The sequence below is a fragment of the Rhodobacter maritimus genome, from assembly GCF_058747975.1.
This window is the reverse complement of record NZ_CM179095.1, coordinates 3254567-3279447: the sequence shown is the minus strand read 5'-3', so window position 1 is coordinate 3279447 and position 24881 is coordinate 3254567. Positions and strand designations below refer to the sequence as shown.

19 protein-coding genes are annotated in these 24881 nt (G+C 68.2%); 3 read left to right on the top strand and 16 right to left on the bottom strand.

Annotated elements, in window-relative coordinates; translation table 11 throughout:
- Positions 1-57: 57 nt before the first annotated feature.
- The 5 genes from AC4PTO_RS16405 to AC4PTO_RS16385 form a co-directional block, all read right to left on the bottom strand.
- Positions 58-3645 carry a translocation/assembly module TamB domain-containing protein gene (locus AC4PTO_RS16405; protein ID WP_492730306.1) on the bottom strand — a complete coding sequence of 1196 codons (3588 nt, stop codon included), beginning with the start codon at positions 3643-3645 and terminating at the stop codon, positions 58-60.
- Positions 3645-5450 carry an autotransporter assembly complex protein TamA gene (locus AC4PTO_RS16400; protein WP_492730303.1) on the bottom strand — a complete coding sequence of 602 codons (1806 nt, stop codon included), beginning with the start codon at positions 5448-5450 and terminating at the stop codon, positions 3645-3647. Before AC4PTO_RS16400 ends, AC4PTO_RS16405 begins: the two co-directional genes overlap by 1 nt.
- 203 nt (positions 5451-5653) lie before the next feature.
- Positions 5654-6184 carry an isopentenyl-diphosphate Delta-isomerase gene (locus AC4PTO_RS16395; RefSeq protein ID WP_492730302.1) on the bottom strand — a complete coding sequence of 177 codons (531 nt, stop codon included), beginning with the start codon at positions 6182-6184 and terminating at the stop codon, positions 5654-5656.
- 119 nt (positions 6185-6303) lie between these two features.
- Positions 6304-6810 (bottom strand): protein-export chaperone SecB, encoded by a 507-nt coding sequence (gene secB, locus AC4PTO_RS16390; protein ID WP_492730300.1) that lies wholly within the window; start codon positions 6808-6810, stop codon positions 6304-6306.
- 66 nt (positions 6811-6876) lie between these two features.
- Positions 6877-7362, bottom strand: a complete 486-nt coding sequence (locus AC4PTO_RS16385; RefSeq protein ID WP_492730299.1) for an FxsA family protein — start codon at positions 7360-7362, stop codon at positions 6877-6879.
- Positions 7363-7474: 112 nt separating this feature from the next.
- Between AC4PTO_RS16385 and AC4PTO_RS16380 the strand changes: the two genes are divergently transcribed.
- The 3 genes from AC4PTO_RS16380 to AC4PTO_RS16370 are packed head-to-tail and all read left to right on the top strand — an operon-like array spanning position 7475 to position 9629.
- Positions 7475-8137 (top strand): Tim44/TimA family putative adaptor protein, encoded by a 663-nt coding sequence (locus AC4PTO_RS16380; protein ID WP_492730298.1) that lies wholly within the window; start codon positions 7475-7477, stop codon positions 8135-8137.
- 14 nt (positions 8138-8151) lie between these two features.
- On the top strand, positions 8152-9033 hold the full coding sequence (locus AC4PTO_RS16375; RefSeq protein WP_492730297.1) for an MltA domain-containing protein: 882 nt from the start codon (positions 8152-8154) through the stop codon (positions 9031-9033).
- Positions 9030-9629 (top strand): Smr/MutS family protein, encoded by a 600-nt coding sequence (locus tag AC4PTO_RS16370; protein ID WP_492730296.1) that lies wholly within the window; start codon positions 9030-9032, stop codon positions 9627-9629. Before AC4PTO_RS16375 ends, AC4PTO_RS16370 begins: the two co-directional genes overlap by 4 nt.
- On the opposite strand, the gene AC4PTO_RS16365 is transcribed toward AC4PTO_RS16370, so the two are convergent.
- The 11 genes from AC4PTO_RS16365 to regB form a co-directional block, all read right to left on the bottom strand.
- Positions 9630-10724 (bottom strand): alpha/beta hydrolase, encoded by a 1095-nt coding sequence (locus AC4PTO_RS16365; protein ID WP_492730295.1) that lies wholly within the window; start codon positions 10722-10724, stop codon positions 9630-9632.
- A 67-nt stretch (positions 10725-10791) separates the two neighbouring features.
- Positions 10792-12096 carry an ATP-dependent protease ATPase subunit HslU gene (gene hslU / locus AC4PTO_RS16360; protein WP_492730293.1) on the bottom strand — a complete coding sequence of 435 codons (1305 nt, stop codon included), beginning with the start codon at positions 12094-12096 and terminating at the stop codon, positions 10792-10794.
- Positions 12093-12650 carry an ATP-dependent protease subunit HslV gene (gene hslV, locus AC4PTO_RS16355; RefSeq protein WP_492730291.1) on the bottom strand — a complete coding sequence of 186 codons (558 nt, stop codon included), beginning with the start codon at positions 12648-12650 and terminating at the stop codon, positions 12093-12095. The genes hslU and hslV overlap by 4 nt, the downstream gene beginning before the upstream one ends.
- A gap of 177 nt (positions 12651-12827) precedes the next feature.
- Entirely contained in the window at positions 12828-13148 is a 321-nt protein-coding gene (gene trxA / locus AC4PTO_RS16350) for a thioredoxin (RefSeq protein WP_492730290.1), read from the bottom strand.
- 55 nt (positions 13149-13203) lie between these two features.
- Positions 13204-16590: a double-strand break repair helicase AddA gene (addA, locus tag AC4PTO_RS16345; protein ID WP_492730288.1), complete on the bottom strand. Its 3387-nt coding sequence runs from the start codon at positions 16588-16590 to the stop codon at positions 13204-13206.
- Positions 16590-19526: a double-strand break repair protein AddB gene (gene addB / locus AC4PTO_RS16340; protein WP_492730286.1), complete on the bottom strand. Its 2937-nt coding sequence runs from the start codon at positions 19524-19526 to the stop codon at positions 16590-16592. Before addB ends, addA begins: the two co-directional genes overlap by 1 nt.
- Positions 19519-20208 (bottom strand): nucleotidyltransferase family protein, encoded by a 690-nt coding sequence (locus AC4PTO_RS16335; RefSeq protein WP_492730284.1) that lies wholly within the window; start codon positions 20206-20208, stop codon positions 19519-19521. The genes addB and AC4PTO_RS16335 overlap by 8 nt, the downstream gene beginning before the upstream one ends.
- The gene (locus AC4PTO_RS16330; protein WP_492730282.1) at positions 20184-21203 is read right to left on the bottom strand and encodes an aminoglycoside phosphotransferase family protein; all 1020 of its coding nucleotides are present in this window, start codon (positions 21201-21203) and stop codon (positions 20184-20186) included. The genes AC4PTO_RS16335 and AC4PTO_RS16330 overlap by 25 nt, the downstream gene beginning before the upstream one ends.
- Complete coding sequence (gene tsaE / locus AC4PTO_RS16325) at positions 21200-21694, bottom strand: tRNA (adenosine(37)-N6)-threonylcarbamoyltransferase complex ATPase subunit type 1 TsaE (RefSeq protein ID WP_492730280.1); 495 nt, start codon at positions 21692-21694, stop codon at positions 21200-21202. Before tsaE ends, AC4PTO_RS16330 begins: the two co-directional genes overlap by 4 nt.
- A 56-nt stretch (positions 21695-21750) precedes the next feature.
- The gene (locus AC4PTO_RS16320; protein WP_492730278.1) at positions 21751-23334 is read right to left on the bottom strand and encodes a PAS-domain containing protein; all 1584 of its coding nucleotides are present in this window, start codon (positions 23332-23334) and stop codon (positions 21751-21753) included.
- A gap of 76 nt (positions 23335-23410) precedes the next feature.
- Positions 23411-24802 (bottom strand): sensor histidine kinase RegB, encoded by a 1392-nt coding sequence (gene regB / locus AC4PTO_RS16315; protein ID WP_492730277.1) that lies wholly within the window; start codon positions 24800-24802, stop codon positions 23411-23413.
- Between the last annotated feature and the right edge of the window lie 79 nt (positions 24803-24881).

Sequence of the window (24881 nt, the reverse complement as noted above, 5' to 3'; positions counted from 1 at the left end):
TTGCCATGAAGCGGGCAAAGTGACGCATCTGGCCTACAGGGTGGCGGATCGGGCGGCTTAGTAGTCCCGCTCGAAATAGATCCCGACGCCGCTGTTCCCGTCCGATCCAAGCCGCCCCTTGGCCGTCAGGTTGCGCGTCACGTCGAGGTTGAGGTTGATCTCGGACTTGCCCTCGCTGTCCACCACCACATCGGTATAGATGTTCTCCGACAGGTATTTGCCCGCGCGCACCTGGGTGCCGCCATCCTCGCTTGTGCCGACATCCAGATCGTCCAGCCCGAAACCGCTGCGCAGCTTGCTGACGATGCCCTCGCCGCCCTTGCCCGCCAGCGTCGCCACCGCCGAGGCAAGCTGGGCTGCCTGCAAGGGCGACAGGTTGGTCAGGCCCTTGTTGAACAGAAGCCGCGCCAGAACCTCTTCCTCGGGCAGTTCCGGAGAGGAGGTGAAGGTCAGCTCGGGTTCGGTGGCGTCGCCCTCGATGGTGATCGAGGTGGTGAAGCCGTCCTGCTGGGTGGTGGCCACGAAGCGGATCCAGGGGATCAGCGCGCCTTGCAGCGCGATCTTGCCCTCGTTCAGGGCAAAGCGCTTGCCCAGGATGTCCAGCCGCCCGCGGATCAGGCCGAATTCGCCGATCGGGGTCACGTTTTCGCTTGTGCCGGTGATCCGCAGCGATCCGCCCAGTTCCGCGTCAAGCCCGCGCCCGCGCACGAAGATCTGCCGCGGCGCCGAGATCGTGACATCCAGCGGGTAAGAGGCAGAGGCGCCGCGCGGCCGCCCGGCTTCGGCGGTCTGGATCAGGCCGGCTCGCTGGCGGGTGTCGCGCACGGCGGCGGGTTCGTTCACATGGGTCATGTCGGGGATCGCGGCCACGCCGCCAAGCCCGGTCGAGGGTACGCGCAGCTCGGTCTCGGACAGGGTCAGATCGCCGGTGACCCGCGCCCCCCCGGCAAGTGGGCCGCTGATCGAAAGCCCGCCCGAGACCTGCGTGTCGTAAAGATCCGGATCGCGCAGCCGCAGTGCCTCCAGCGTGATTTGCAGATCGCCACTATAGGGCGCGCTCAGGCTGACGGGGCCGGAAAGGCGCAACGTCCCGCCGGTGGAAAGCTGCCCGGTGCCGGTGATCGCGGCCTGCCCGCCCGCAAGGGCCACGCCCAGGTCCAGATCGTCCAGCTTCAGCCCCAGCGTCGGCGCGACAAGCCGCGCATTCGCGGCCTCGATCCGGCCCGAAAGCGCGCCAAGCCCCGGCGCGCCGCGCATCCGCAGATCGAAGCTGAGCGGCCCCTGGACCGAGCGGGGGGCGATGAAGGCATTGGCAAGCGCGGTCTCGGCGCTGCCGGAAATGCCCAGATCCGTATCCGCGAAATCCAGCGCGACCCGCCCGGCCAGTTTCGCGTTGCTGTTGCCCGGCCCCGTGCCCGCCAGATCCACCTGATAGGCCGTCCCGTCATCGGTGATCGTGCCGCCAAGCGTGACCGGGCCGGGAAAGCCCGGCGCCAGAAGGGCCGCATTGGCCAGTTGCGCATCGACCGTGATCCTGCGGCTGTTCTCGTCGATCACGCCTTCGGCGGTGGCGCCAAGCTGCGGGTTCTTCAGCGTGAGGTTTTGCAGCCGGATGCGTCCGCCGCGCTCTTCGGCAAGGATCGACAGCCGGGTCTCTCCGGCCAGAACGCGGTCGATCTCGGTCTGGCCGATGGCAAGGCCGCTGCCCGTCCCCTCCAGCGTGATCAGGCGCGCGCCGTCCTTCTCGGTCAGGCCGGCATCGGCCACAAGCGTCCCGCGCCAACGCGGATCGAGAACGCGAAGATTGCCCAGCCGTGCCGAGGCCGTCAGGTCGCTTGCCCCGCTGCGGATCACGCCCTGCGCCGTGCCGCTGAGCGATTGCGCCGCAATATCCAGCCCGCGCAGCGTGATCCCGGTTTCATCCCGCCGTGCCGAAAGCGCGATCCGGGATTCCCCGGCCAGAAGCCCGTCAAGCTGCGGCTGATCAAGGCGCAGATCGGTGCCGGCAACCTCTGCCACGGTATCAAAAGCGCCGGTCAGCACGGCATATTCGCCCTCGACCGTGCCGGTCAGGCGGCCGCCAAGCGGGCGCCCGGCAAGCGCGGACAGATAGCCAAGCGCCGAATGGCGCAGATCGGCCTTGCCCGAGATCGTCAGGTCCGAGTCAAGCCCGCGCACCGTCAGCCCGCCGGTCAGCCCGTATCCGCGCCCGGTGGCATGCAGCCGGGGCAGGCGCAGCGCATCGCCATCCTGCCAGAAGAACACCGAACGGCCGGACAGGAACGGCCCCACCGCATCGGCAAGGGCGGGGTCGGCCATCTCGATCCCGCTTGCGGTCATGTCCACGGTGCCGCCGATCGTGGCGGGCCGGCCCGCCGGCTGTGCGATACGGCCCGATCCCGACAGGCGCAGGGCAAGGATCTGCGCCTCGGCGCGGCGCAGTCCGACGACACGGCCGTCCAGCTTCCAGCCGTCGCTTGCCTGCTTGTCGTAATCCAGCCGCAGATCCGCGGACCGCACCCAGGTCTTGTCGCCCGCCAGGGGCAGCAGCACCTCGCGCCCGTTGCCCAGACCCACCTGCACATCCAGCGCAAGCCGTTCCGGCAGGCCCGTCGGCAACAGCGTGACCGAGCCCGACAGATCCAGCGCCTCGCTGTCCACGCTCAGCACCGGAAGGCTGATGCGGCCGGTGGGTTCGCGCGCGCCCTCGGCCAGAAGCGCGACCTGATCGCCGAAGAAATCCTGATATTCGGGCGGCAGAAGCGGCGCGATATCGCCCGACAACTCGGCCCGGAAGCTGCGTTCGGCGGGCGTGTCCGGCGCGGCATCGGGCGCGGTCACGGCCCGCAATTCGACCTTGCCCGACAGGCGCGGGGTGTCATCGGTCGTCAGGTGGATGTCCGAGGTGAAATCGTCGATCGGGCCGGTACCGGCCACAGCAAGCGTGATGGCGGGCCGCCCCGGCAGGCCGATCAGGTTCGCGGCGATGCCGTCCTCTCCTTCGGACACCAGAAGATCCAGGGCCAGTTCGCGGCTGGCATTGGCATAGGCGCCGTTCAGCGACAGCGTGCCCTCAGGGCCGTCGATGCGCTGCGCGCTCAGCGTGGCCTTGCCCTCGCCCCCGGCAAGTTCCAGCGCCCCCGAAAGCGAGATTTCGGCCGCCTGACCGAAAAGCGCCTCGCCAAGCGTCACGCGGCCGGCCTCGATCTTGCCGATATTGACCGAGACGGGCAGCTCTGGCAGCGCGAAGGGCTTCACCTCGGGCGCGGCGCCGGTGTCGCCGGGCGCCGCGACGGGCAGGCGCGGCCAGTCGATGGATTTCGCGGAAAGTTCCTCGATCTCGATCCTGCCTGACAGCAGGGCAGAGCGCGACCACGAGATCGCGCCATCGGTGATCGTCAGCCACACGCCCGCGTCATCGGCGATGCTCAGGCTGTCGAAAGTTGCGCGCGACGAAAGCGCCCCCGCAAATCCGTCAAGGCGGATCGCGCGGCCGGCAGCGGACAGGTTGTCCTCAAGAAGGCCGGTCAGGTAATCGCGGTCACGCGTTGTCTGTTCCGTGGTGGCGGGCGCGGCCGGTGCCTCTTGCGCGGCGGCGTAGCCTGCGCAGACCAGAAGCGGAAGGGCAAGGATCAGTCCGCGCATCAGAACGCCTGCCCGATGCCGATATAGATCTGCACGCCTTCGCCCGTATCGCCGCCGACCGGCCCCGCGACATCAAGCCGGATCGGCCCGATCCCGGTATTGTAGCGCAGCCCCAGCCCGGCGCCGGCATGCCAGTCGCCTGAATCGTCGAAGAAATCCACCGCGCCCACATAGCCCGCGTCGTAGAACGCCACGAGGCCGATCTTGTCGGTCACATCTGCGCGCATCTCGCCCGAAAGGGCAAGGAACCGGGTGCCGCCGCTGCGTTGTGCCCCGCCGCGCAGCACATTGACGCCAAGCGACTGGTAGGGCTGGCCGCGCACCGTGCCGCCGCCGCCCGAATAGAACAGGTATTCGCGCGGTGTCTCGATCAGGTCCGCTCCGAAGACGGCCCCCACCTGCGCGCGCGCCGCAAGCACGAACCTGTCGGACTCGCCAAATCCTCGATAGGCCCGGAAATCGCCCTTGATCTGCCCGCCCGACCCGGTGGTGCCGAAACCCAGGAAGGGGGTGGCCACGGCCTCACCGTAATAGCCCTCGGTGGCGTCAAGCGGGTTGTCGCGGTTGTCCCATGTCAGCGCGATGGGCAGGGCAAGTTGCTCGAAGGTGCGCCTCGTGCCGTTCTCGCGCACTTTTGAGATGGTGTATTTCAGCCCGATCTCGGCGGTCAGCCGCGGGTTGACGATATGGGTGAAGCCGATCCCGAAGGAAAAGTTGTCCGAGCGGTAATCGACCTCGTCAAGCGCCGAAAGCTCGGTCTCGATGAAGGCCGAGGTGTCGGGCGACAATGTGGCCGGCCGGTCGATCCGCGCGCCAAGCGTGTAATCCGCCCCGCCGGTCGACCCGCCGATCCCCGAGATTTCGCCGTCAAGGCGCAGCCGCTCCCCGCCCCCCATGAGATTGCGGTGCAGCCAGTATCCCGACAGCGCCAGCCCGTCGAGGCTGGACAGTTCCGCCCCGAACCCGATGCGGCGGGGTTTTTCCTCGACCACGACCAGTTCGGCATCCAGCGACGGGCCGGGCGAGACGGTTTCCGCCTCGGTCAGGGTGACCGAGCTGAAGATCCCGGTGCGGCGCAGGCGTGCGCGCACCTGATCGAGCTTTTCGGGGTCGAACACCTCTCCGGTGGGAAAGCCTGCGATCTTTTCCAGCCGCCGGGTTCCAAGCCGCTCGTTCCCGCTGACATGCAGCGTGCCGAAGGTGACGCGCGGGCCGGGCGCAAGCGCGATATCGGCGGCAAGGGTGCTGGCGCGATGATCGGCGGTGATGCGTTGCGCGCTGACCTCGGCCTTGGCATGGCCCTGGTTGCGCCAACCCTCGACCCCCGCCGTGGCGGCATCGACGATCGTGCCGGAAAGCGCGGGTTCTCCGACGGCATAGCCTTCGGGAAGCTCGGTCTCGGGCGCCACCGGCGCGATTTGCGCGCGCGCGAAGGAAAAGCGCGGGCCGGGCGTCACCCGGATATCCACCGCGCGGATCGTCGCGGGCGCATCAAGCGGCGGGATCGCGCTTGCCTCGCGCCCGTCGATGCGGATCGAGATGGTGCCCGAATAGTAGCCCTCGGAATAAAGCGCCCCGAGGATGCGGGCGTAATCGGCGCGCGCCGCGGCGAAAAGGTTCTGCACGTCGACGGTTTCGGCGCTGCCCGCCTCGCGCGTCAGCGAAGCCGCGGCCAGCACGTCGTGCAGATCCTTGTCCGCGCCGGGGGTCTCGAAGGTCAGCCGGTCAAGCGCATGGGCAGCCTGCGCCATCAGCACACCAAGCGCGATGGCCGACAAAAGCCGCTTTCCATGTGACAAGACCATGTCACCCCCCCCGAAACACACAGGGACAAATTCGCAGCTAATCCGCGCCTTGACCAGAGGTCCGGGCGGTTTTGTCCCGCTTCTTTTCCCGACACGCGCGAATGTGAAGGCCCCCAAGGGCCGCGTCACGGTGTCCGGACGGTCGGTGGCTGCGGGAAATCCTGTGCAAAACAGGCTCTGTTGCAGCCGAAAACGGGGCCGGCCTAGCGGTGCAGAACCGCGCCGAAGATGTGATCCATCGGGCCCGACAGATAGATCGCCAGCCATTTCGAGTAACGCTCGGGGTGGCGTTTCACATCGGCAACCAGATCGTAAAGCCCGATCCAGCGGGTTTCTGCCACCTCGTCGGGATTCGGGCGGATCGGCATGTCCCGCCCGGCATAGGCCAGGTAGATATCGACGACCTCATGCTCGATCAGCCCGCCGCCGACATCGGCGCGATATTCCAGGCGGTCGGCATGGGCGGGATAAAGCCCCTCGATGCCCAGCTCTTCGCGCAGGCGTCGGATGGCGCAATCCTCGGGGCGCTCGTTCCAGTGCGGATGGGTGCAGCAGGTATTGGCCCAAAGCCCGGCCGAGTGATACTTGCCCGCCGCCCGGCGCTGGATCAGCACCTTTTCACCGTCCAGCACGAAGATGGACACCGCCTTGTGGCGGAGCCCTTTGCGATGCGCATCAAGCTTGTCGACGGGAACAAGCGTGTCGCCTATCCAGGCGGGAATCGGTTCGGTCATTCGCGGTGCCATATCGTTGCGCCGCCGCAAGACTGGCCCGCGGCGGCGCGTGATGTCACTTGGTCAGCTTGTCCCTGAGGCAGCTTGCCGCGCCCTTCGGACGTGCACGGGGCCGGATCTCAGGACAGGGTCGGCTGCTCGGTCTTCTGCGCCTCGGCGCGGCGGGCCAGCTCGGCGCGGTAGAGCGCCATGAAATCCACCGTATCGAGGTTGAAGGGCGGGAAACCGCCATCGCGCGTCACGTCCGAGACGATCCGGCGCACGAAGGGGAACAACTGGCGCGGGCATTCGATCAGAAGGAAGGGGTGCAGCTGCTCTTCCGGCACGCCCTCGATATGGAAGATCCCGCCATAATCGAGTTCCAGCAGGTAAAGCGGAGAATTCGTGGCCTTGTTCGTCGAGGTGATCTTGAACTTGGTGATGACGTCATACTGGTGATCGGCCGCGCGCTTGCGCGCATCGAGGCTGACCTGCACCTGCATGTCGGGTTGCACTTCGCCCGATTGCAGGCCCTTCTGCGCCACCACGTTCTCGAAGGACAGATCGCGCACGAATTGCGCCAAAATGTTCATCTTGACCTGCGGCTGCGCGGGGGCGGCACCGTTCCCGTTGGTTTCTTCGCTCATCGGTTTCTCCAAAGATCCGTTCGGCACAGGGTGTAGCACCCCGGACGGCATGCCTCAATGCCCCGCTCAGTGGCGGGTCCAGCCCGAGGGGCCGCGCCGGGGCGGGGCGTTTTCGTCAAGTTCGTGGAATTCGCCGTCGATGATGTCGGGGCGGTGCGGATCGCGCCGGGGCTGGCCGGGGCCGGGGCCCATCTCGAACCGCGCGACCTGTACCCGCGCGGCCAGATGCCGCAGCACGGCCGCACGCACCCGCGGGATCAGAAGCGCGATGCCCACCGTGTCGGTGAAAAAGCCCGGCGTCAGCAACAGCGCCCCGGCCAGAAGGATCATCGCGCCATGCGCGAGCGGCGCGGTGGGATCGCCGAGCTCGGCCATCGCGCGGCGCAGTTCGGCCATCGCCTGCGCGCCTTGCGAACGCACCAGCGCCGTGCCCACCACCGCCGTCAACAGCACGAGCCCCAGCGTCGGCCACAGTCCGATCAGACCGCCGACCTGAATGAACAGCGCGATCTCGATCAGCGGCACCAGCAAAAAGGCAAGAAAGATCCACATTGTCGTGTCCTTGTCGATGATCCGGGGGGCGGTGGACTTGACCCCGCCCCTGCCCTACATAAGTGGGAAGAACCGAAATACAAACTGCGCGCCGTGACCAAGGATCTATTCGATGGAGAATGCCGTGATTCAGCTGCTGGTCCTTGCCGGGATAGCGATCTTCCTGATCCTGCGTCTGAAAAGCGTGCTGGGAACGCGCGAGGGCTTTGAAAAGCCCCCCGTCCCGCTGGATACGCCCGAACCCCATTCCGCGCGCCGCAGCTTCGAGGTGATCGAGGGCGGAGCTGATCCGGACATCACCGATCACGTTCCCGAAGGCTCGCCCCAGGCGCGCGCGCTTGCGGCGATGAAGGCGGCCGAGCCCTCCTTCGGCGTCGGGGATTTCCTTCAGGGCGCGCGCGCGGCCTATGAGATGATCCTGATGGCCTTCGAGAAGGGCGAGATGGAGCGCGTGCGCCCCTTCCTGTCGCCCGAGGTCTTCGATGCCTTCTCGGGCGTGGTCAGGGCCCGCGAGGAACAGGGGCTGAGCGTTCACGCCGAATTCCTGGGCCTGCGCGAGCTGGTGCTGGAGGATGCCACCTTCGATGCCACCGCGCGCGAGGCGGAACTGACCGTGCGCTTCGGCGGAGAGCTGATCTCGGTTGCGCGCGACGCGGCGGGCCAGATCGTCGAGGGCGATCCCAAGGCGGCGCGCAAGCAGCGCGACATCTGGACCTTCGCGCGCAAGATGGGCAGCAATGACCCGAACTGGCAGCTTGTCGCCACGGGCGGGTGACGCGGATGCGGGCCTTGCGCTGGTCCGACCTTCCCGGCTGGGACCGGGACGATCACGCCGCCGCATGGGCGGCGTTTTCCATGCCGGGGGCGCCATCGGCCGACCCGCCCGCCGATCCGCACGCCTGGTTCGAGGCGCGCTTCGATCCTGTCGAGGTCGCGCCTGCGGGGCAGGCGCATTTCACCGGCTATTACGAACCCGAACTGCCGGGTGCCCGCGCGCGCTCGGCCCGGTTCTGCGCGCCGCTTCATGCCCCGCCCCCGGATCTTGACCCCGAAACGCCCTGGCACGACCGCGCGACCATCCTGCGCGCGGATCTTCTGGCCGGGCACGAGCTTGTCTGGCTCGAATCGCTGCTCGAGGCCTTTCTGGCGCAGGTGCAGGGATCGCTGCGGGTCCGGCTGCAAGAGGGCGGCACCCTGCGCCTGGGATATGCCGGGCGCAACGGCCGGCCCTACCGCTCGATCGGGGCCGAGCTTGTGCGCCGGGGCGTCGCCCCGCCCGAGGGCATGAGCATCGCGGTGATCCGCCGCTGGTGCGCCGACAATCCGGGCGCGGTGGCGGAATTGCTGAACACCAACCCCTCTTTCGTGTTCTTCCGCGAATGCGACCTGCCCGAAGGCCAGGGCCCCATCGGCGCGCAGGGTGTGGCGCTGAGCGCGCTGCGCAGCCTGGCGGTCGACCCCGGCATCGTGCCGCTTGGCACGCCGGTCTGGATCGACTGCCCCGGCCTTTCGCCACGCCTGATGGTGGCGCAGGATACCGGCTCTGCGATCCGGGGCGCGGGGCGGGGGGATATCTTCTTCGGCAGCGGGGACGCCGCCGGGCTGGCCGCGGGGGCGATGAACGCGCGCGGCCGCATGGTGGCGCTTTGGCCCAGGGGCCGCGCGGCATGACCCGGCGCCCGCGCAAACTCAGCCCCGAAGAGCGCGAGCTGTGGTCGCGCGTGGCCTCCAGCGCGACGGCGATGCATGCCGCCCCGCGCCGCGCCGCCACCGAGTCCCAGGACGAGGCGACGCATCATCCGGGGGCGAAGAAATCGCGCCCCGAGGTGCGGGATTTCCGCATCGGCCAGTCCGCGCCCGATTATGCCTTCCTGAACGACCTCGCCCCCTCGATCTCCGAGCAGCTTGCGCGCCAGCCGGTGGTGATGGACCGCAAGACGCATCGCAACATGACCCGCGGCAAGCTGGAACCCGAGGCCCGCATCGACCTGCACGGCATGACGCTGGCGCAGGCCCATCCCGAGCTGACGCGCTTTGTCCTTGGCGCCCATGGCCGGGGGTGCCGGCTGGTGCTGGTGATCACCGGCAAGGGCCGCAAGGGTCTGGATGACGGACCGATCCCGCAGCGTCAGGGCGTGCTGCGCCATCAGGTGCCGCAATGGCTGCGGCTGCCGCCGATGGGGGCGGTGGTGATGCAGATCGATCCGGCGCATCTGCGCCATGGCGGCTCGGGCGCCTACTACGTCTATCTGCGCCGCGGGCGCTGATCAGTTCGCCAGCCCTTCCACCGGCGCAAGGACCACGCGGGTCGCCTCTTGCACGGTCAGGATCACGCCCGGCACAAGGCCGGTGCGGCCGCGCTGATCGCCTTCCAGCACCGCGGCGACCTCGCCCGTATCGCCCAGAAGCGCGATCAGCGCGGGCGAGCGGGCAATATTGAAATGCCCCTCCCCGATCGAGAAGGCGCCGACCTCGACCATCGTCACCTTCAGATCCGCCACCCGGCCGATATCGCCAAGCGTGCCAAGGCGCGCGGGCTCCCCCGTCAGGCGCGCCGCAAGCTGGAGCGCGCGGTCCCGCTCCGAGGTGAAGATGAGGAAGGGTTGCGGCAGGCGCCCGATGCGATGCGCCTGCATGCGGAACACGTCGACATCGAGATCGGGCGAGATCAGCACCACCGCGTCGATCCGGCTGGCCGCCATGTCCTTGCCGCCGATCGCCATCTGGCGCAGCACCTCCATGGTCAGGGCGCTGCCCATGGAATGGGCCACGATGGTGATGCGCCGGGCGCCTGCCGCGCGCACCTCGGTCAAAAGTCGCTCCAGCCCGTCGCGGGCGAAAAGCGCGGAATCCCGGTCATAGGCATAGCCCATCGCCGCGGCGCGCGAGGGCCAGGAATAATGCACCAGAACGCCCGGCACCTTCAGGTCGTGGCCAAGCTGCGCGACGCGGTAAAGCCCCTCGGCGAAATTGTTGTTGTAGCCATGCACGAAGACCACCGCCTCGCCGCCGCCCTTTGCAAGCGCGCGGCGCAGGTCGCCCTCGAACCCGGCGGGACCGGCATAGACCTCTTGTCGGGTGACAAGGAAATCCTGCGCCGGATCGGGCGCGCGGGTCTTCGGGGGGTAGCTGATCTCGCCGGGGTCGCGTTCGAACGGGATCGAGACATCGAAGCGTGCGAAGCGCACCTTCTCGGTGCGGCTGAAGGAGAAGTCATGGCCGGTTTTGGGGTCGGCCCCGCGCGTGGTGCCGACAAAGACCGGGCGCGCCGCAAGCGCGCCACCGTCATACCGCACGATTTCGGGGCGCGGCGCGCAGGCCGCGGTCACGATCAGGAAAACGACAGCAACGTAGCGGCGCAAGGCGACCTCTCAGGACAAGCTCCGCGGGCAGGATAGCCTGTGCCGCGAAGCGGGGCCAGAGGGCCCGTCAGAGGACGTAACGGCTCAGGTCGGCCGAGCGCGACAGATCCCCCAGGTGCCTTTCGACGAAGCCCGCATCGACGGTCACCGCCTCGCCCGCGCGGTCGGGCGCGGTGAAGGACAGCTCTTCGAAGACCCGCTCGATCACCGTGTAAAGCCGCCGCGCGCCGATATTCTCGACGCTCTGGTTCACCTCGGCCGCGATGCGGGCAAGCGCCGCGATCCCGTCGGGCGTGAAACTGACGCTGACCTCCTCGGTGGCCATCAGCGCGGTATACTGGCGCGTCAGCGCATTGTCGGTTTCCGACAGGATGCGCACGAAATCCTCTTCGGTCAGGGCCTTCAGCTCTACCCGGATCGGCAGGCGGCCCTGAAGCTCGGGCAAGAGGTCCGAGGGCTTGGCGATGTGGAACGCCCCGCTGGCGATGAACAGGATATGGTCGGTCCTGATCGGGCCGTATTTGGTGCTGACGGTCGTGCCCTCGATCAGCGGCAGAAGATCGCGCTGCACGCCCTCGCGGCTGACATCGGCGCCGCGGGTCTCGGCGCGGGCGGCAACCTTGTCGATCTCGTCGATGAAGACGATGCCGCTTTCCTGCACGGCTTCCAGCGCGGCGGCCCTGACCGCCTCGTCGTCCAGAAGCTTGTCGGCCTCTTCCGAGATCAGCAGATCGTAGCTTTCGGCCACGGTCATCTTGCGCCGGGTCCGGCGGCCGCCGCCGAAGGCCTTGAACAGATCCTGCAAGCCCTGGATCTGCATCTCCATCCCCGGCCCGCCCATGCCCATCATCGGCATCTGCGGCGCCTGATCGGCCACTTCCAGCTCGATCACGGTGTTGTCCAGCTCTCCGCGCTTGAGCTTGCCGCGGAACATCTCGCGCGTGGCCTCGCGCGCGTCCGATCCGGCAAGCGCCGCGATCACGCGATCCTCGGCCGCCGAATGGGCGCGGGCCTTCACCTCTTCGCGCATCCGTTCGCGGGTTTCGATCATCGCGGCATCGGCCAGATCGCGGATGATCTGCTCCACGTCGCGCCCGACATAGCCCACCTCGGTGAATTTCGTGGCCTCGACCTTGAGGAAGGGCGCACGGGCGAGTTTCGCCAGGCGGCGGCTGATCTCGGTCTTGCCGACGCCGGTGGGGCCGATCATCAGGATGTTCTTGGGATAGACCTCTTCGCGCAGATCGTCGCCCAGCTGCTTGCGCCGCCAGCGGTTGCGCAGCGCCACGGCAACGGCGCGTTTGGCATCCTTCTGGCCGATGATGAAACGATCAAGTTCGGAAACGATCTCGCGCGGGGTGAGGTTGGTCATTTCGTGATGCTCTCCACCGTCAGATTGCCATTCGTGTAAACGCAGATATCCGCCGCGATCGCCATCGCGCGGCGCGCGACCGCCTCGGCATCGAGGTCGCTTTCCATCAGCCCGCGTGCGGCGGCCAGGGCATAGTTCCCGCCCGAGCCAATCGCGGCCACGTCGTGCTCAGGCTCGAGCACGTCGCCCGCGCCGGTGATGACGTAAAGGTCCGCGCCGTCGGTCACGATCAGCATCGCTTCGAGGTTGCGCAGGTATTTGTCCATGCGCCAGTCCTTGGCCAACTCTACGCAGGCGCGGGCAAGCTGCCCCGGCGCCGCCTCAAGCTTTTTCTCCAGCCGCTCCAGCAGCGTGAAGGCATCGGCCGTCGAGCCCGCGAATCCCGCCACGACCTCATGCCCGCCGGGCGATAGGCGGCGGACCTTGCGCGCGCTGCCCTTGATGACGGTCTGGCCAAGGCTGACCTGCCCGTCACCCGCAACCACGACGCGCCCGCCCTTGCGCACGCCGATGATCGTCGTGCCGTGCCAACCGGGAAACTTGTCTTCGGCCATGATGCCCTCCGTTCTGACGCCAGATATGAGGGTGCCCGCCCGGCCATGCAACCCTTGCCCCGGCCTTCGCCGCGGACGGCGCGGCCGCTATTTCGGACATGGGCACGAAAAAAGGTTCGGGCATGGGCACGAAAAAAGGCGCCCGAAGGCGCCCTTTTCCCGTGTGTCGCGTCGCGCTCAGATCGACGAATCGATCCAGCTTTGCAGCGCGGCCTTCGGCGCGGCGCCGACCTTGTTCGACACGACCTTGCCGTCCTTGAACAAAAACAGCGCCGGAATGCCGCGCACGCCCAGAACGGCCGGGCTGTCGGGGTTTTCGTCGACGTTGATCTTCACGACCTTGATCTTGCCCGCCATTTCCTCGGAAATCTCTTCGAGCGAGGGGCCGATCTGGCGGCAGGGGCCGCACCATTCGGCCCAGAAATCGACGACGACGGGAATGTCGGAATTGCGCACTTCGGCATCGAAGGTGGCATCGGTGACAGCGACGGTGGCCATGGGTCTCTCCTGCAAGGATGGGTTGGGGCGAAAGTAGGCGCGCCCCCCTGACACGTCAAGATGCGGTAGCTGTGCGCAATGCCGCATCAAGCTGTGCGCAGGGCAGCGCCATCAGGCTTTGGTTCGCCGTCCACAGGATGAAGATCTCGACCCTGCGGCCGGGATAGATCTGGCCAAGCGCCGCGCGATAGGCCGCCATCTGGCGCAGGATGCCAAGGGGCACCTCTTCGGGGCTGGGGGGCACCACGGCGTTCGATTTGTAATCCAGCGCGCATACCCGCTCGGGGGTAACCAGAAGCCGGTCGATCGTGCCATGGATCGTCCGCCCGCCAAGTGCTTCCAGCTCTGCCGTCAGTTCCACCTCGGCCAGGGTGCCGGGCGCAAGGAAGGGCGCCATCGCGTCCAGGGTAAGAACCCGCCGCGCCTCGGCCAGAACAGGCTTTGTTTCAGCGGAATCGGCCCCGTCTGGCCCGTTCACAAGCAGCGTTTCGGCGATGCCGGGCCAGCGATCTTCGGGCCAGAGCGGAAGATGTTCGAGCAGCAGGTGCAACTGGCTGCCGCGCCGCATCGCGCTTTGCTCGTCCATCAGCGCGCCTTCCCCCGGAAGCGCCTTCGCCCCGCCCAGATCCGAGGGCGCAAGCGCGCCCGCCGCGCGCGATACCTCAGGGGCGGGCCGGTGGCACCAGTCGGGCAGGGCAATTTCGGGTGCAGCCGCCATACCCTGCGGGGGTGGCGGGGCGTCCTCGGGCCAGGCGCCATGGTCAAGGCGCCGGATCGTGCCGAAGCCGGTCTTGATATCGCGTAGCTGCGCGCCCGGCTCGGTGCCCGCGCGGCCCAGACCCTCGGCGATCAGCGCATACCAGCTGTCATCGCCGGCGCCCACATCGCCCGCCGCAGCGACGATCAGCCATTTTTCGGCCCGCGTCATGGCGACATACAGCAGGCGCATGCGCTCCTCGCGGCTTTGCTGCTTTTGCAGGGCCTGTTCCTCGGCAAGTTCGGGCGGGCTTTCGGCGGCGGCAGCGGACCAGACCGCATCGCTGCCGTTCAGCCGGTTGACCGCGTCGCCCTGCCGGTCCTGCCGTTTCGCGGTATCGGGCAGGATGACGATCGGCGCCTCCAGCCCCTTGGCGCCGTGCACCGTCATCACCCGGATCGCGCGGCCCGCCCCTTCCGGGCGGCGCTTGATCTCTACATCGCCCGCCGAAAGCCAGACGAGAAAGCCCGTCAGGCTGGGCACTTCGTTGCGCTCGAAGGCAAGCGCCTGTGAAAGCAGCTCGTCGATGCCGTCCTCGGCCTCGGTGCCAAGCCGCGCCACCAGCCGGTCGCGCCCGCCATGGCGGGTCAGCAGCCGCTCGATCAGGTCATAGGGGCGCAGGAAATCCGCGCGCGCGCGCAGGTCCTGAAGGATGGCGACGGTCCGCGGGTGCCGGTCACTGTTGCGCAGCGCCTCCCAGAGATAGCCTGCCCGGCCATGGGCAAGGTCGAACAGATCCTTCTCGGACCATCCGAAAAGCGGTGAGCGCAGCGCCGAAGCCAGCGAAAGATCATCCTCGGGCAGAGACAAAAACGCCAGAACAGAGCCGATATCGTGCACTGCAAGCTCGGCCCCAAGGGCCATGCGGTCGGCGCCCGCGATGGCAAGGTGCTCGGCCTTGCACTGGCGGATGATCTCGTTGAAAAGCGCGTTGCGGCGCTGCACGAGGATCAGGAAATCGCCCTCATGCACCGGCCGCGCATCCCCCGCGCCTTCGGGAATGCGGGTGCCCGCGTCGATCATCCGGCGGATCTGGCGGGCGATGCGGCGGGCCAGCGTGACATATTCATGATCCTGCCCGATCTGGTCCAGCGCCCGATCCCAGGGTGCCTCTTCGGGTTTGGCGGGTTTCTCGACCGGCGGCCACAGGTCCACGCGGCCCGGAAGGCCCGCGTGAAAGGCGATGTGATGCGTGCCGCCGCCCAGCCCCTCCATCCCGTCGCGCGCGAAGGTCTGATCGACCAGCCGCAGCACCGCGGGCGAAGAGCGGAAGGAATGTTCCAGCTCAAGGGTCTGAAGCGGGCGGCCTGCCGCCTCGAACTTGGCCGCGAAATGGCTGCGCATCGTCTCTAACCGGCGCAGGTCGGCCCCCTGGAAGGAATAGATGGACTGCTTGCGATCCCCCACCACGAAGATCGTGCGGGTGACATCGCGCGCGCCCTCGCCCGCCGTGAACTCGTCCGCCAGGCGTTCGATCACGGCCCATTGGCCGGGGCTGGTATCCTGCGCCTCGTCCACAAGGATGTGGTCGATCCCGCCATCCAGCCGGAACAGAACCCATTGCGCAACCGAGGGATCGGACAGAAGCCGCCCGGCATGGGCGATCAGGTCGTCGAAATCCAGCCAGCCGCGCGCCGCCTTGCGGGCGTGATAGCGCGGTAGGAAGGCGGCGGCAAAGACCCGTAGCGCATGGCTGCGCAGGGCGACCGACAGCGCGATCCGGCGCGGCCGGGCGGCCTCGACCCGCGCCATCAGATCTTCGAGATCGGGCATCAGGGCCGCCGCCGCCCCCTCGCGCAGGGCCTTCTTGGGAAAGCTGCCGATCTTGGCAGAGAAGGGCGCGGCGGCATCCTTGCCGGTCAGAAGGATGGTCTCAAGGATCTGCAATGCGGCCATCGACGGGGCGTCGACGCGGGCCAGCCTTGCCCCGGCCTTCCGGTCGTTGCCGCCGCTGGCCTCCAGCAGGGGCAGCAGGTCGCGGATCAGCGGCATGTCCCGCGCGTCGAACGTATCCTGCAACAGGGCCTGCGTGTCGAAATCCGCCGAAAGCCCGAAAAGCGCCATCGTCCCCGCGCGATCGGGTTCTGCGGGAAAAGCGTCACTATTGCGGCAGATTTCGCCCAGAAGCCGGTCCAGGTCATCGCTGGAATAGTGCCGGGCAAGCGCGTCCACCGCATCGCGGGCCGCGCCCGCCGCCATCTCTTCGACCACCTCCTTACGCAGGAGGGTTGCTGCGCGGTCGTCCATTTCGGTGAAGTCATGCGGCACGCCCGCTTCCAGCGGAAACCGGCGCAAGAGGGCCGCGCAGAAGGAATGGATCGTCTGGATCTTGAGCCCGCCCGGCGTCTCGATCGCCTTGGCGAACAGGCGCCGCGCCTCGGCCAGCCGCTCGGCCGAGACATCCTCGACCTCGCCCAGTTCGCGCAACTGCTGGCCAAGGGCCGCATCCGGCAGCATCGCCCACTGGCCCAGACGCCGCAAAAGGCGGTTCTGCATCTCGGCCGCGGCGGCCTTGGTATAGGTCAGGCACAGAACCTTCTGCGGCTCGGTCCCGCCCAGCAAGAGCCGCGCGACGCGATCGGTCAGAACCCGCGTCTTGCCCGATCCGGCATTGGCCGAAAGCCATGTCGACTGCCCCGGAGCCGCGGCCTGCACCTGCCGTTCGGTTGCTGCGTCGCGCTGCATCAGCCAAGATCCTCCGGTGCGGGGGCGTCGCTCATGTCCCACTCGCCAAAGCGGGAGAGGTGGTCGTAATTCCCCGCCTGACGCACTGATTCCAGCGCGCGCCGCGCGGTAAAGCCGGTCTCTTCGTGCAGATAGGCGGCGATCAGGCGGGTCAGCCCGGTTTGCGTTTCGGCGATCCGTTCGGGGGTTACGGCGATCCCGGCGGTCAGCCCCTCGCCGCCCAGATGGACATAGCTCAGCCGCGACACGGCGCAGGGGCCAAGATCAGGAAATGCCCCGCGTTCGACCATCACCGCCTCAAGCAGCAACTGCTTGTCGAAGGCATCGACCTGCTTTTCGGTGGGGGGGCGGCCGGATTTGTAGTCAAGAACATGCACGCTGCCGTCATGCAGAAGGTCGATCCGGTCGGGTGTTGCGGTCAGCCGGAAGGCGGGCGTGCGCAGATCCAGCGCGCCCTTGCGCTCGATCACGGCGGGGCTGCCTTCGCGGGCGCGCAGGGCCTCATCCGCGATGAATTGCGCGCTGATCCGCCCGATCCGGGCCAGCCAAAGCCGCTGTGCACTGGGCCAGGGGATCTCCTGGCCCAGCACCTCTTCGGAGATGCGCATCAGGCGGGCCTCTGCGGGGCCCGGCTCTTCCCCGGCGGGGCGTTCGCGCACGAAACGCTCGATGATCCTGTGCAGAACCTGGCCTCGCAGGCGCGGGTCGGGTTCGGGCAACAGCGGATCGAGCGGTCGAAGCCGCAGGATCCGCTCGGCATAGACGGCATAGGGGTCGCGGATCAGCGTCTTGATCGCGGTCACCGGCAATTCGCGCGGGCGTGCCGTGGCCGGGGGCCGGGGCGAGGGGCGGCGCGCGGGCGCAAGCACCTCCGTCGGACGGTCGAGCGTGCGGGCCATGCCAAGCCAGGTGCAGCCGCGTGCCTCCATCGCGGCAAGGGCCTCGGGGCCTTCGGCATCGGGCAAGCCGCGCAGCAGGTTCGTCAGCCGGTTCAGCCAGCGGGAAGGCACGGTTTCGGCATCCGCGTCGCGCCGCGCGCGGCTAAGCACGACGCGCGGCGCGGCGATCCCGCGCTGGAAGTCATGCGCCGAAAGGCCGATCTGCCGTTCGGGCAGCAAAAGCCCGGACTCGAGCCGCATCCGGCGGCTCAGCCACGGATCGGGGGCGGGCATCGCGGGCCAGACCCCCTCGTTCAGCCCCGCCAGCACCACAAGATCGGCCGAAAGCACCCGCGCCTCCAGCGTGCCGAGGATGAGGATGCCCGAACGCCCGGCGCTTGCCGCGCGCACCTGGCCGGCGCGCAGAAGGCCCTGCACCAGATCGGTGTATTGCGCGGGGGAATAATCGCCCCCGGCCGGGGCTTCGCGGATCAGGTCCTGAAAGACGCGCAGGGCCTCCTGGCCGGGTTCCCGTGCCCAAAGCTCGCTTGCGCCGACGCTGCCGCCGGGCCCGGCGGCAAGGCTGCCGGCAAGGGCCATATGTGTCTCTATACAGGCGGAAAGCGGGGCTTTTTCGGCCGGCATGGCCATGTCGATGCAGGCCCCCAGCCAGTCCACCCAGTCGTGCCGCGCCTGTTCATCCGACCGCGCCGCCCAGGCCTGAAGGGAGGCGGCATCGGGGAAGGCGGGGCCGTGGCGGCGCAGGTGCAACTCCAACTCGCGCGTGAAGCGCAGATGCGGGCCGCGCAGCGCCGATCCGGTGGCCGTGAGTGGATGCTTCAGCAAAACAAGCAACTGCTCCAGCGTCAGCCTGCGCCCCATCGCACCCGCCACATGGCGCAGGAACCGCCCCGCGGCGGTCAGCGACAAGGGCTCGCCCGCGCTGTCATCGGGCAGGATGCCCCAACGGTCGAGCGCGGCGGTGACGCGCCGCGCCAGCATCCGGTCGGGCGTGATCAGTGCGGCCTCGGTGCCGGTTTCGGCGGCCTCGCGCAGCACCAGCGCGATGGCAAGCGCCTCCTGGCGCGGATCGGGCGCCTCGATCAGGGTCAGGTCCTGGGTCGCGCCGGGCAGATCGCGCAGGCTGCGGCCTTCCTGCATCCATTGGTCCGTCACCGGCGCGGGCCGCAGCGCAAGCGAGATCAGCGCATTGCGCCGCGCCGACGGTTCTGGCGCCGCGAGCCATGGCGTGACCTGCCCCGGCCCGAGATCCAGCGCCTGCATCAGCGCGGCAAAGCGGTATTGCGGATGATCCTCGGCAGGAAAAGCGCCAGAACAGAGACTGTTCCATACCGCCGCGGGCATCGAGAAGTCGAACCCCGGAAGCACGACATAGCCGTTCTTCAGCCCCGCCACCGCCTGCATCAGAAGCGATGTCGCCCCGCGAGAGCCGGTCGATCCGGCGATGATCACCGGATCGGCGGGCGGGGCGTCTTGCCACTGGCGCACCAGATGCTCGACGATGCGGCGCTGGCGGCCATCGGGATCGGGCAGCGCGTCACGCTCGAAATAGCGGGTGACGATGCGGATGAACGCCAGGCTACGGCGCCAGTGTTCGGCATGGGTCTCGGCAATGTCGAGCCGCTCCAACGCCTCGGGCGTGACGCCTTCGTGCTGCATCTCGGCCAGAAGCGTGGCCAGGCTGTCGGCCAGATCGAAATGCCCCCGGCCGGGGGCGAAATCGGGCAGGCTGTGGCTTAGCCCGTCGACCAGCCGGGCCAGTTCCAGCCGCCGCCGCAGGGGCGGGACCGCGGGCTCTGTCCCGGCAAGCGGATCGCGCCCCAGATCGGTGACCAGCCGGATGCGGGGCAACAGCCGCGCGCCATGGCGGTCGAACTCCTCGCGCACGCGCCGCTGCATCCGGCCCGAGTTCACATAAAGCCGCACGCGGGCCATTGCCTCGGGCGGGTGATCGCGCATCCGTTCGATCAGCCCGGCGACAAGCGCCTTGGGGAAATCCGTTCCGAGGGGCAGGGCGAAAAGGCGCGGCTCAGCCATCGGCGGCCCCAAGCATGCGTTCGGCCAGGGCGATGCTTTCGGGCCGGCCCACATCGCACCATCCGCCCGCATGAACCATGCCGAAGGCGCGCCCAGCTTCGATCAGCCGATCCCAGTGCCGGTTGAGCGAGAATGCCGCCCCCTCGATCGCCTCCAGCCCGTCCGGGTCCACGATCTGGGCGCCGGTATAGACGTAATCGCCGCCGCGCCGGATGCGGCCATCGGGGGACAGGCTGAAATCGCCCTTGCCGCCATGGCCCGATGCGCGTTCGGGCGGGACAAGCGCCAGAAGCGCCCCCATTGCGGCCCCGTCCCATGCGGCGCGCAGCTGCGCAACCGGGTTCGGCCCGGTCCAGACCGCATCGGTGTTCAGCGTGAAGACCGGCCCCTGCCCCAGAAGCGGCAGCGCCTTGCGCAGTCCGCCGCCGGTTTCAAGGATCTCGTCCTCATGCGACAGCAGGATGCCGCGCCCGGCAAGATGCGCCGCGATCTGTTCGGCGCGGTAATGCGTGTTGGCCACGATGCGCGCCACCCCGGCCCCTTGGGCAAGGTCGAGCGCATGGTCGATCAGCGCCCGGCCCGCCACCGGGATCAGGGGCTTCGGTCGGTCGGCGGTCAGCGTGCCCATCCGCGTGCCGAAACCGGCCGCAAACAACATCAACGCATCGGGTGCTGCGCGCATTGGCGTTTGATCCTTTCCAGCCGTTCGGCGGTGGGCGCGGGGAAGGCCGCGCCCAGAACGCGGGCGATTCCGGCCAATTCGGGATGGGCCGCGTTCCGCTCGATATAGCGCCATGTCCGGGGGATAAGGTCGACGTAATGCGCCTTGCCCATCGCCATGCATAGCCGTGCGAAAACGCCCAGGATCCGGACCGAGCGTTGCAGCCCCAGAAGGGCGTAGATCGCCTCGAATCGACCCTGTTCCAGCCCTTTTTGCTGCGCATAGCGCCCGCGCTCGGCCCGTTCGACCGCGGGCGAGACATCGCGCCGCGCATCTTGCAGTGCGGACACGAGGTCATAGGCCGGGTGGGCGGCCACCGCATCCTGGAAGTCCAGCAGCCCGAGCCGCGCCACACCCGACCGCGCGGGCAGCCAGATGAGGTTCTCGGCGTGGAAATCCCGCAGCGCGGTCACGGGTTTTTCGTGGTCCAGCCGGGTATAGGCCTCCTGGATCAGCGCGGGCAGATCGCCGGCCGCGCCGGAGGCGGGGGCGCCGATGCCGGGCAGATACCACTCGGCCGCAAGCCCCGTCATGGCGCCAAGCGCGGGGCCGTCAAGCGGCGCCAGCCCGGCCGGCGGTGCGTGGCGATGCAGGTCGAGCAGGAAATCCGTGACCGCGGCATAAAGCGGCGCTTCGCGCGTGGGATCGGCGGCGATCAGGCGGGCGAGAAGATCATCGCCCAGGTCCTCAAGCAGCAAAAGCCCCTCGGCCGCCCTGTCCGACAGGATGCGGGGCGCGGAATAGCCCCGCGCGGCCAGCCATTCGGCCATATCGGTGAAACGGCGCACATCGTCGGCAGCCTCGGGGGGGCTGTCCATCAGCACAGCGCGCTGCCCCGCAAGGCTCAGCCGTTCATAGCGGCGGGCCGAGGCATCGCCTGCCAGGGGCGCGCGCCCTGCCGCGCCCCAGCCGGCGGCTGCCAGGAAGGCGCGGATCGTGTTATCCCGACCGTTCATGCGCGGGCCCCCTGGAAGGCGGGGGCGAGTTTGCTCCAGCGCGTGGCATCGCCTTCCAGCGTGACGATGCGCCCCTCGCCATCGGCCGAGGGCGCGAAGCTCAACCAAAGCGCATCGGCGGGTGCAAGCCCGGCCAGCCGGTCGGGCCATTCAATCAGGCAGATCGCGGTCTCGAACGCCTCATCCAGCCCAAGCTCGCACAGCTCGTCCGGGTGGCCCAGGCGGTAAAGATCGGCGTGCCAGATCTCGGCCCCGTCCGTGTCATAGACCTGGACAAGCGTGAATGTGGGCGAGGGCACGTCCTCGGCCCGGCCCGAGGCCGCCAGCCGCGCCTGGATCAGCGCGCGGGCGAAATGCGTCTTGCCCGCGCCGATCGCGCCGGACAGCAGCAGCGTATCGCCGGGCGCGAGAAGCGGCGCGATCCACTGGCCAAGGCGCGTGGTGGCCTCGGGGTCGGGCAGGGTGACGGAGAGGGGAAGGACGAACTGCATGGCGGCAGTTTTATCCCCCTCGGCCGGGGCCGCAAGGTGGATTGCGCCGAACCCGCTCAGGCTCCGGCGGCAACGGGCAGGGCGGGGCTGCCCGTGCGCCCGGCCGTGTCCATGCCCGGCAGCGGCGCGGGCGTGAATGCTGCCAGCGTCGCGCCGCCGTTCAGCGACACGAAGCGGCAGGACACCGCGCGCCCGTTGCGCAGCCTGACCCTGGCGCCAAGCGGCGGCCTTTGCCCGATCCGGGTGGCATAGTCGCGCACATTGGCCCAAAGCGGCGAGGCTTCGCATTGTTCCTGCCAGACGCGCACCGCATCCATCACCGTCACGCGCCCCAGCGTCTCGCCCGGGTCGAAGTTCCACAGCCGCGCGAAGGCCGCGTTCGAGACGACCAGATCGCCCGAGGGCTGGAACACCGCCACCGCCTCTTCCAGCGCCTCGAGCACCTCCTGGCCCAGCTCCAGTTCGCTGCGGAACCGCCGTGTCAGGGACACTTCGGAAGAGATGTCCTCGAACAGAAAGGCGATCGCGCCGTCGGGATGCGGACGGCCCGTCACGCGATAGGTCTGCCCCGAGGGAAGCGACCAGGTTTCGGTATGAAAGCCCGCCGCACTGGCTTGTTCAAGCGCGGTCATCTGCTGGCGCCAACTGCGGTAATCCTTGGGCTCGGGCATCATCCGCGCCTCGCGCAGGCGGTCGAGAAAGGCATAAAGCGTGGGCCGCCCCGACAGGAATTCCGCGCCAAGCTGCGTCAGGTCGATCAGCGCGGGATTGGACAGCTGCAACTGGCGCTGGCCATCGAAGATCGCCAGTCCTATCGGCAGATCCGCGAAGGTCTTGGTCAGGGTCTGCACGAATTCCCGCAACGAGCGTTCCGCGCGCACCGTGGCATCCGCGGGCAGCGCGAAATGCACCGAGCCGCCGTCATGGGGAAGGCCGTGGCAATCGAACCATGCCGGGCCGCCGCACTCTGTCATGGCCTTCATCCGCCGCGGGCCGGCGGCGCCGGCGGCGGGGGGCTGGTCGAACAGGCGCGGCAGGGGCCATGCCAGGACGCCGCTTTCACCGTCAAGCGCGCCGGAGCGGGCCAGATAGGCCCGGTTGGCCCAGACCACCTGCCCCGCCGCATCCTCGCGCCAGGACAGCGCGGGCGACAGATCGGCGATCTGGCGCAGCAGATCAAGCTCATCCTCAAGCGCGCGGTGCGACAGCGTATCAACAAGCACGCCATGCCCTTCGGCCTGCGGGTCGATCAGGGTGATGCGCGCCAGCCCGTTCACATCCTCGGCGATCAGCCGCATGGCGCCCGCCTGTGCCACCAGCTCTATCCGGCCCTGCTGCGCAAGCGCGCCGATCGCGTCGCAAAAGCCCGCAAAGCGCGGCGCCAGAAAACCCGCCAGCCGCGCCCAGTCGGTGCGGCCTGCGGGCGCCGCGTTCAGAAGCGCGCGCGCGGGGGCGGTTGCGTCCAGCAAGTCCTGATCCTCGAACAGGAAGATCGTCTCTTCCAGCGCGGGCAGCGTGACGGCATTGCGCGTGCGCGGCCCGATCCGGTCCAGCAGCACCGCGATGATCATCAGCGCGATCACGCCCGAGCCGACCGAGGTTGCCACAATCACCAGCGCCAGAACCCAATGCTCATACATCCTGACCGCCCTTTCATTGCCGCCCCGGTCCGAGCATTCGCAATGAAAGGTTAACGCGCCGTTAAGCCTGTTTCCCTTACTCCGATATCAACACGTTTTCACCAAGCGCGGGATTGTCCGGCGCCTCGATCCGTTCGATGGGCCAGATGGCCTCGACCACCGCGCCCGAGCGGGCCGGCGCCTCGGAGCCTTTCAGGAACGGATCGGTGCCGTTGAAGAACCGCAGCCGCGCGCCGGTGCGTTCCAGAAGCGTCTTGGCGATGAACAGCCCAAGGCCCATGCCCTCGTATTCCGGGCGGGGGTTGCGGTCTGCCTCGGCGCGGCGCGTGCTCAGGAACGGCTCGCCGATCCGGCCCAGAAGTCCGGACGGATAGCCCGCCCCGTCATCCGAGATCCGCAGGGTCAGTTCCGTATCGCTCCAGATGGCGTCGATCCAGACGGTGGATTGCGCGAAATCCACCGCGTTCTGGACAAGGTTGCGGATTGCATGGATCAGTTCGGGATAGCGGAAAATCGTCGGCTGGCGCTCGCTGGCTCCGGTCGCGGGCGCCAGGTCGAACAGAATCTCCTTGCCGCGTTCCAGATGCGGCTCGGCCGCTTCGCGCAGAACGGCCAGAAGGGGGGCGCTGCGCAGATGCAGATCCTCTTTGCCCGCCCGGCCCATCGAGCGCAGGATGTCGCGGCACCGATCCGCCTGATCGCGGATCAGGATCGCGTCCTCTTTCAGCAGGGGCTGATCGCCAAGCTCGTCCGCAAGCTCGGCCGAGACAAGCTTGATCGTCGCAAGGGGGGTGCCCAGCTCATGCGCGGCGGCGGCGACGACCCCGCCAAGGTCCGTCAGCTTCTGTTCGCGCGCAAGGGCCATCTGCGTGGCCAGAAGCGCATCGCCCATCGCGTGGATTTCCTGCGCGACCCGGTGGGCATAGACGCCCAGGAACACGACCCCGATCACGATCGCAAGCCAGTAGCCGAATTCCACCACCGGCGGCACGGCGATCAGCATGCCCGAAGTGGTCATCAGCGGGGCATGTACCCAAGCTGCGATCGAGATCATCACGATCGTCGCCAGACCGAGAAGGATGGTCGGGCGTTTTTGCAGCGCCGTCGCCGCGATCGTGACGGGCACCAGGATCAAGAGCGCGAAGGGGTTGTTCAACCCGCCCGTCAGCGCCAGCAGCAAGGCCAGCTGGGCGGTATCGAACAGCAGTGTCACCATGGCTTCGGTTTCGGTCAGCCGCTTGTTCTCGGGGAACAGGAAGATCGACACGAGATTGGCCGCGACGGCTGCCCCCACCGTCATCAGGCACAGGCCAAGATCAAGCGCGATGTCATAACAGCACCAGGCCACGAAGATCGCGGCAAGCTGCCCGACGATGGCGGTCCAACGCAGATAGATCAATGTGCGCAGGCGAACCCAGTCCTGGTGCGTTTCGTGCGGCTGTGCGCCGACGGGAAGGAACTGGTTCATGATGCGTCCTGATATCACATTTTCGCGCAAATGCATTGATAGTAGGGCTGTGCTGCGCGATCAATGCACGACGCCGAAC

What these genes read in the sequence shown, in the direction of transcription:
- AC4PTO_RS16405 (WP_492730306.1), bottom strand. Translation starts at nt 3,645, where the DNA reads ATGCGCGGACTGATCCTTGCCCTTCCGCTTCTGGTCTGCGCAGGCTAC.
- AC4PTO_RS16400 (WP_492730303.1), bottom strand. Translation starts at nt 5,450, where the DNA reads ATGGTCTTGTCACATGGAAAGCGGCTTTTGTCGGCCATCGCGCTTGGT.
- AC4PTO_RS16395 (WP_492730302.1), bottom strand. Translation starts at nt 6,184, where the DNA reads ATGACCGAACCGATTCCCGCCTGGATAGGCGACACGCTTGTTCCCGTC.
- secB (WP_492730300.1), bottom strand. Translation starts at nt 6,810, where the DNA reads ATGAGCGAAGAAACCAACGGGAACGGTGCCGCCCCCGCGCAGCCGCAG.
- AC4PTO_RS16385 (WP_492730299.1), bottom strand. Translation starts at nt 7,362, where the DNA reads ATGTGGATCTTTCTTGCCTTTTTGCTGGTGCCGCTGATCGAGATCGCG.
- AC4PTO_RS16380 (WP_492730298.1), top strand. Translation starts at nt 7,475, where the DNA reads ATGGAGAATGCCGTGATTCAGCTGCTGGTCCTTGCCGGGATAGCGATC.
- AC4PTO_RS16370 (WP_492730296.1), top strand. Translation starts at nt 9,030, where the DNA reads ATGACCCGGCGCCCGCGCAAACTCAGCCCCGAAGAGCGCGAGCTGTGG.
- hslU (WP_492730293.1), bottom strand. Translation starts at nt 12,096, where the DNA reads ATGACCAACCTCACCCCGCGCGAGATCGTTTCCGAACTTGATCGTTTC.
- hslV (WP_492730291.1), bottom strand. Translation starts at nt 12,650, where the DNA reads ATGGCCGAAGACAAGTTTCCCGGTTGGCACGGCACGACGATCATCGGC.
- trxA (WP_492730290.1), bottom strand. Translation starts at nt 13,148, where the DNA reads ATGGCCACCGTCGCTGTCACCGATGCCACCTTCGATGCCGAAGTGCGC.
- addA (WP_492730288.1), bottom strand. Translation starts at nt 16,590, where the DNA reads ATGCAGCGCGACGCAGCAACCGAACGGCAGGTGCAGGCCGCGGCTCCG.
- addB (WP_492730286.1), bottom strand. Translation starts at nt 19,526, where the DNA reads ATGGCTGAGCCGCGCCTTTTCGCCCTGCCCCTCGGAACGGATTTCCCC.
- AC4PTO_RS16335 (WP_492730284.1), bottom strand. Translation starts at nt 20,208, where the DNA reads ATGCGCGCAGCACCCGATGCGTTGATGTTGTTTGCGGCCGGTTTCGGC.
- AC4PTO_RS16330 (WP_492730282.1), bottom strand. Translation starts at nt 21,203, where the DNA reads ATGAACGGTCGGGATAACACGATCCGCGCCTTCCTGGCAGCCGCCGGC.
- tsaE (WP_492730280.1), bottom strand. Translation starts at nt 21,694, where the DNA reads ATGCAGTTCGTCCTTCCCCTCTCCGTCACCCTGCCCGACCCCGAGGCC.
- AC4PTO_RS16320 (WP_492730278.1), bottom strand. Translation starts at nt 23,334, where the DNA reads ATGTATGAGCATTGGGTTCTGGCGCTGGTGATTGTGGCAACCTCGGTC.
- regB (WP_492730277.1), bottom strand. Translation starts at nt 24,802, where the DNA reads ATGAACCAGTTCCTTCCCGTCGGCGCACAGCCGCACGAAACGCACCAG.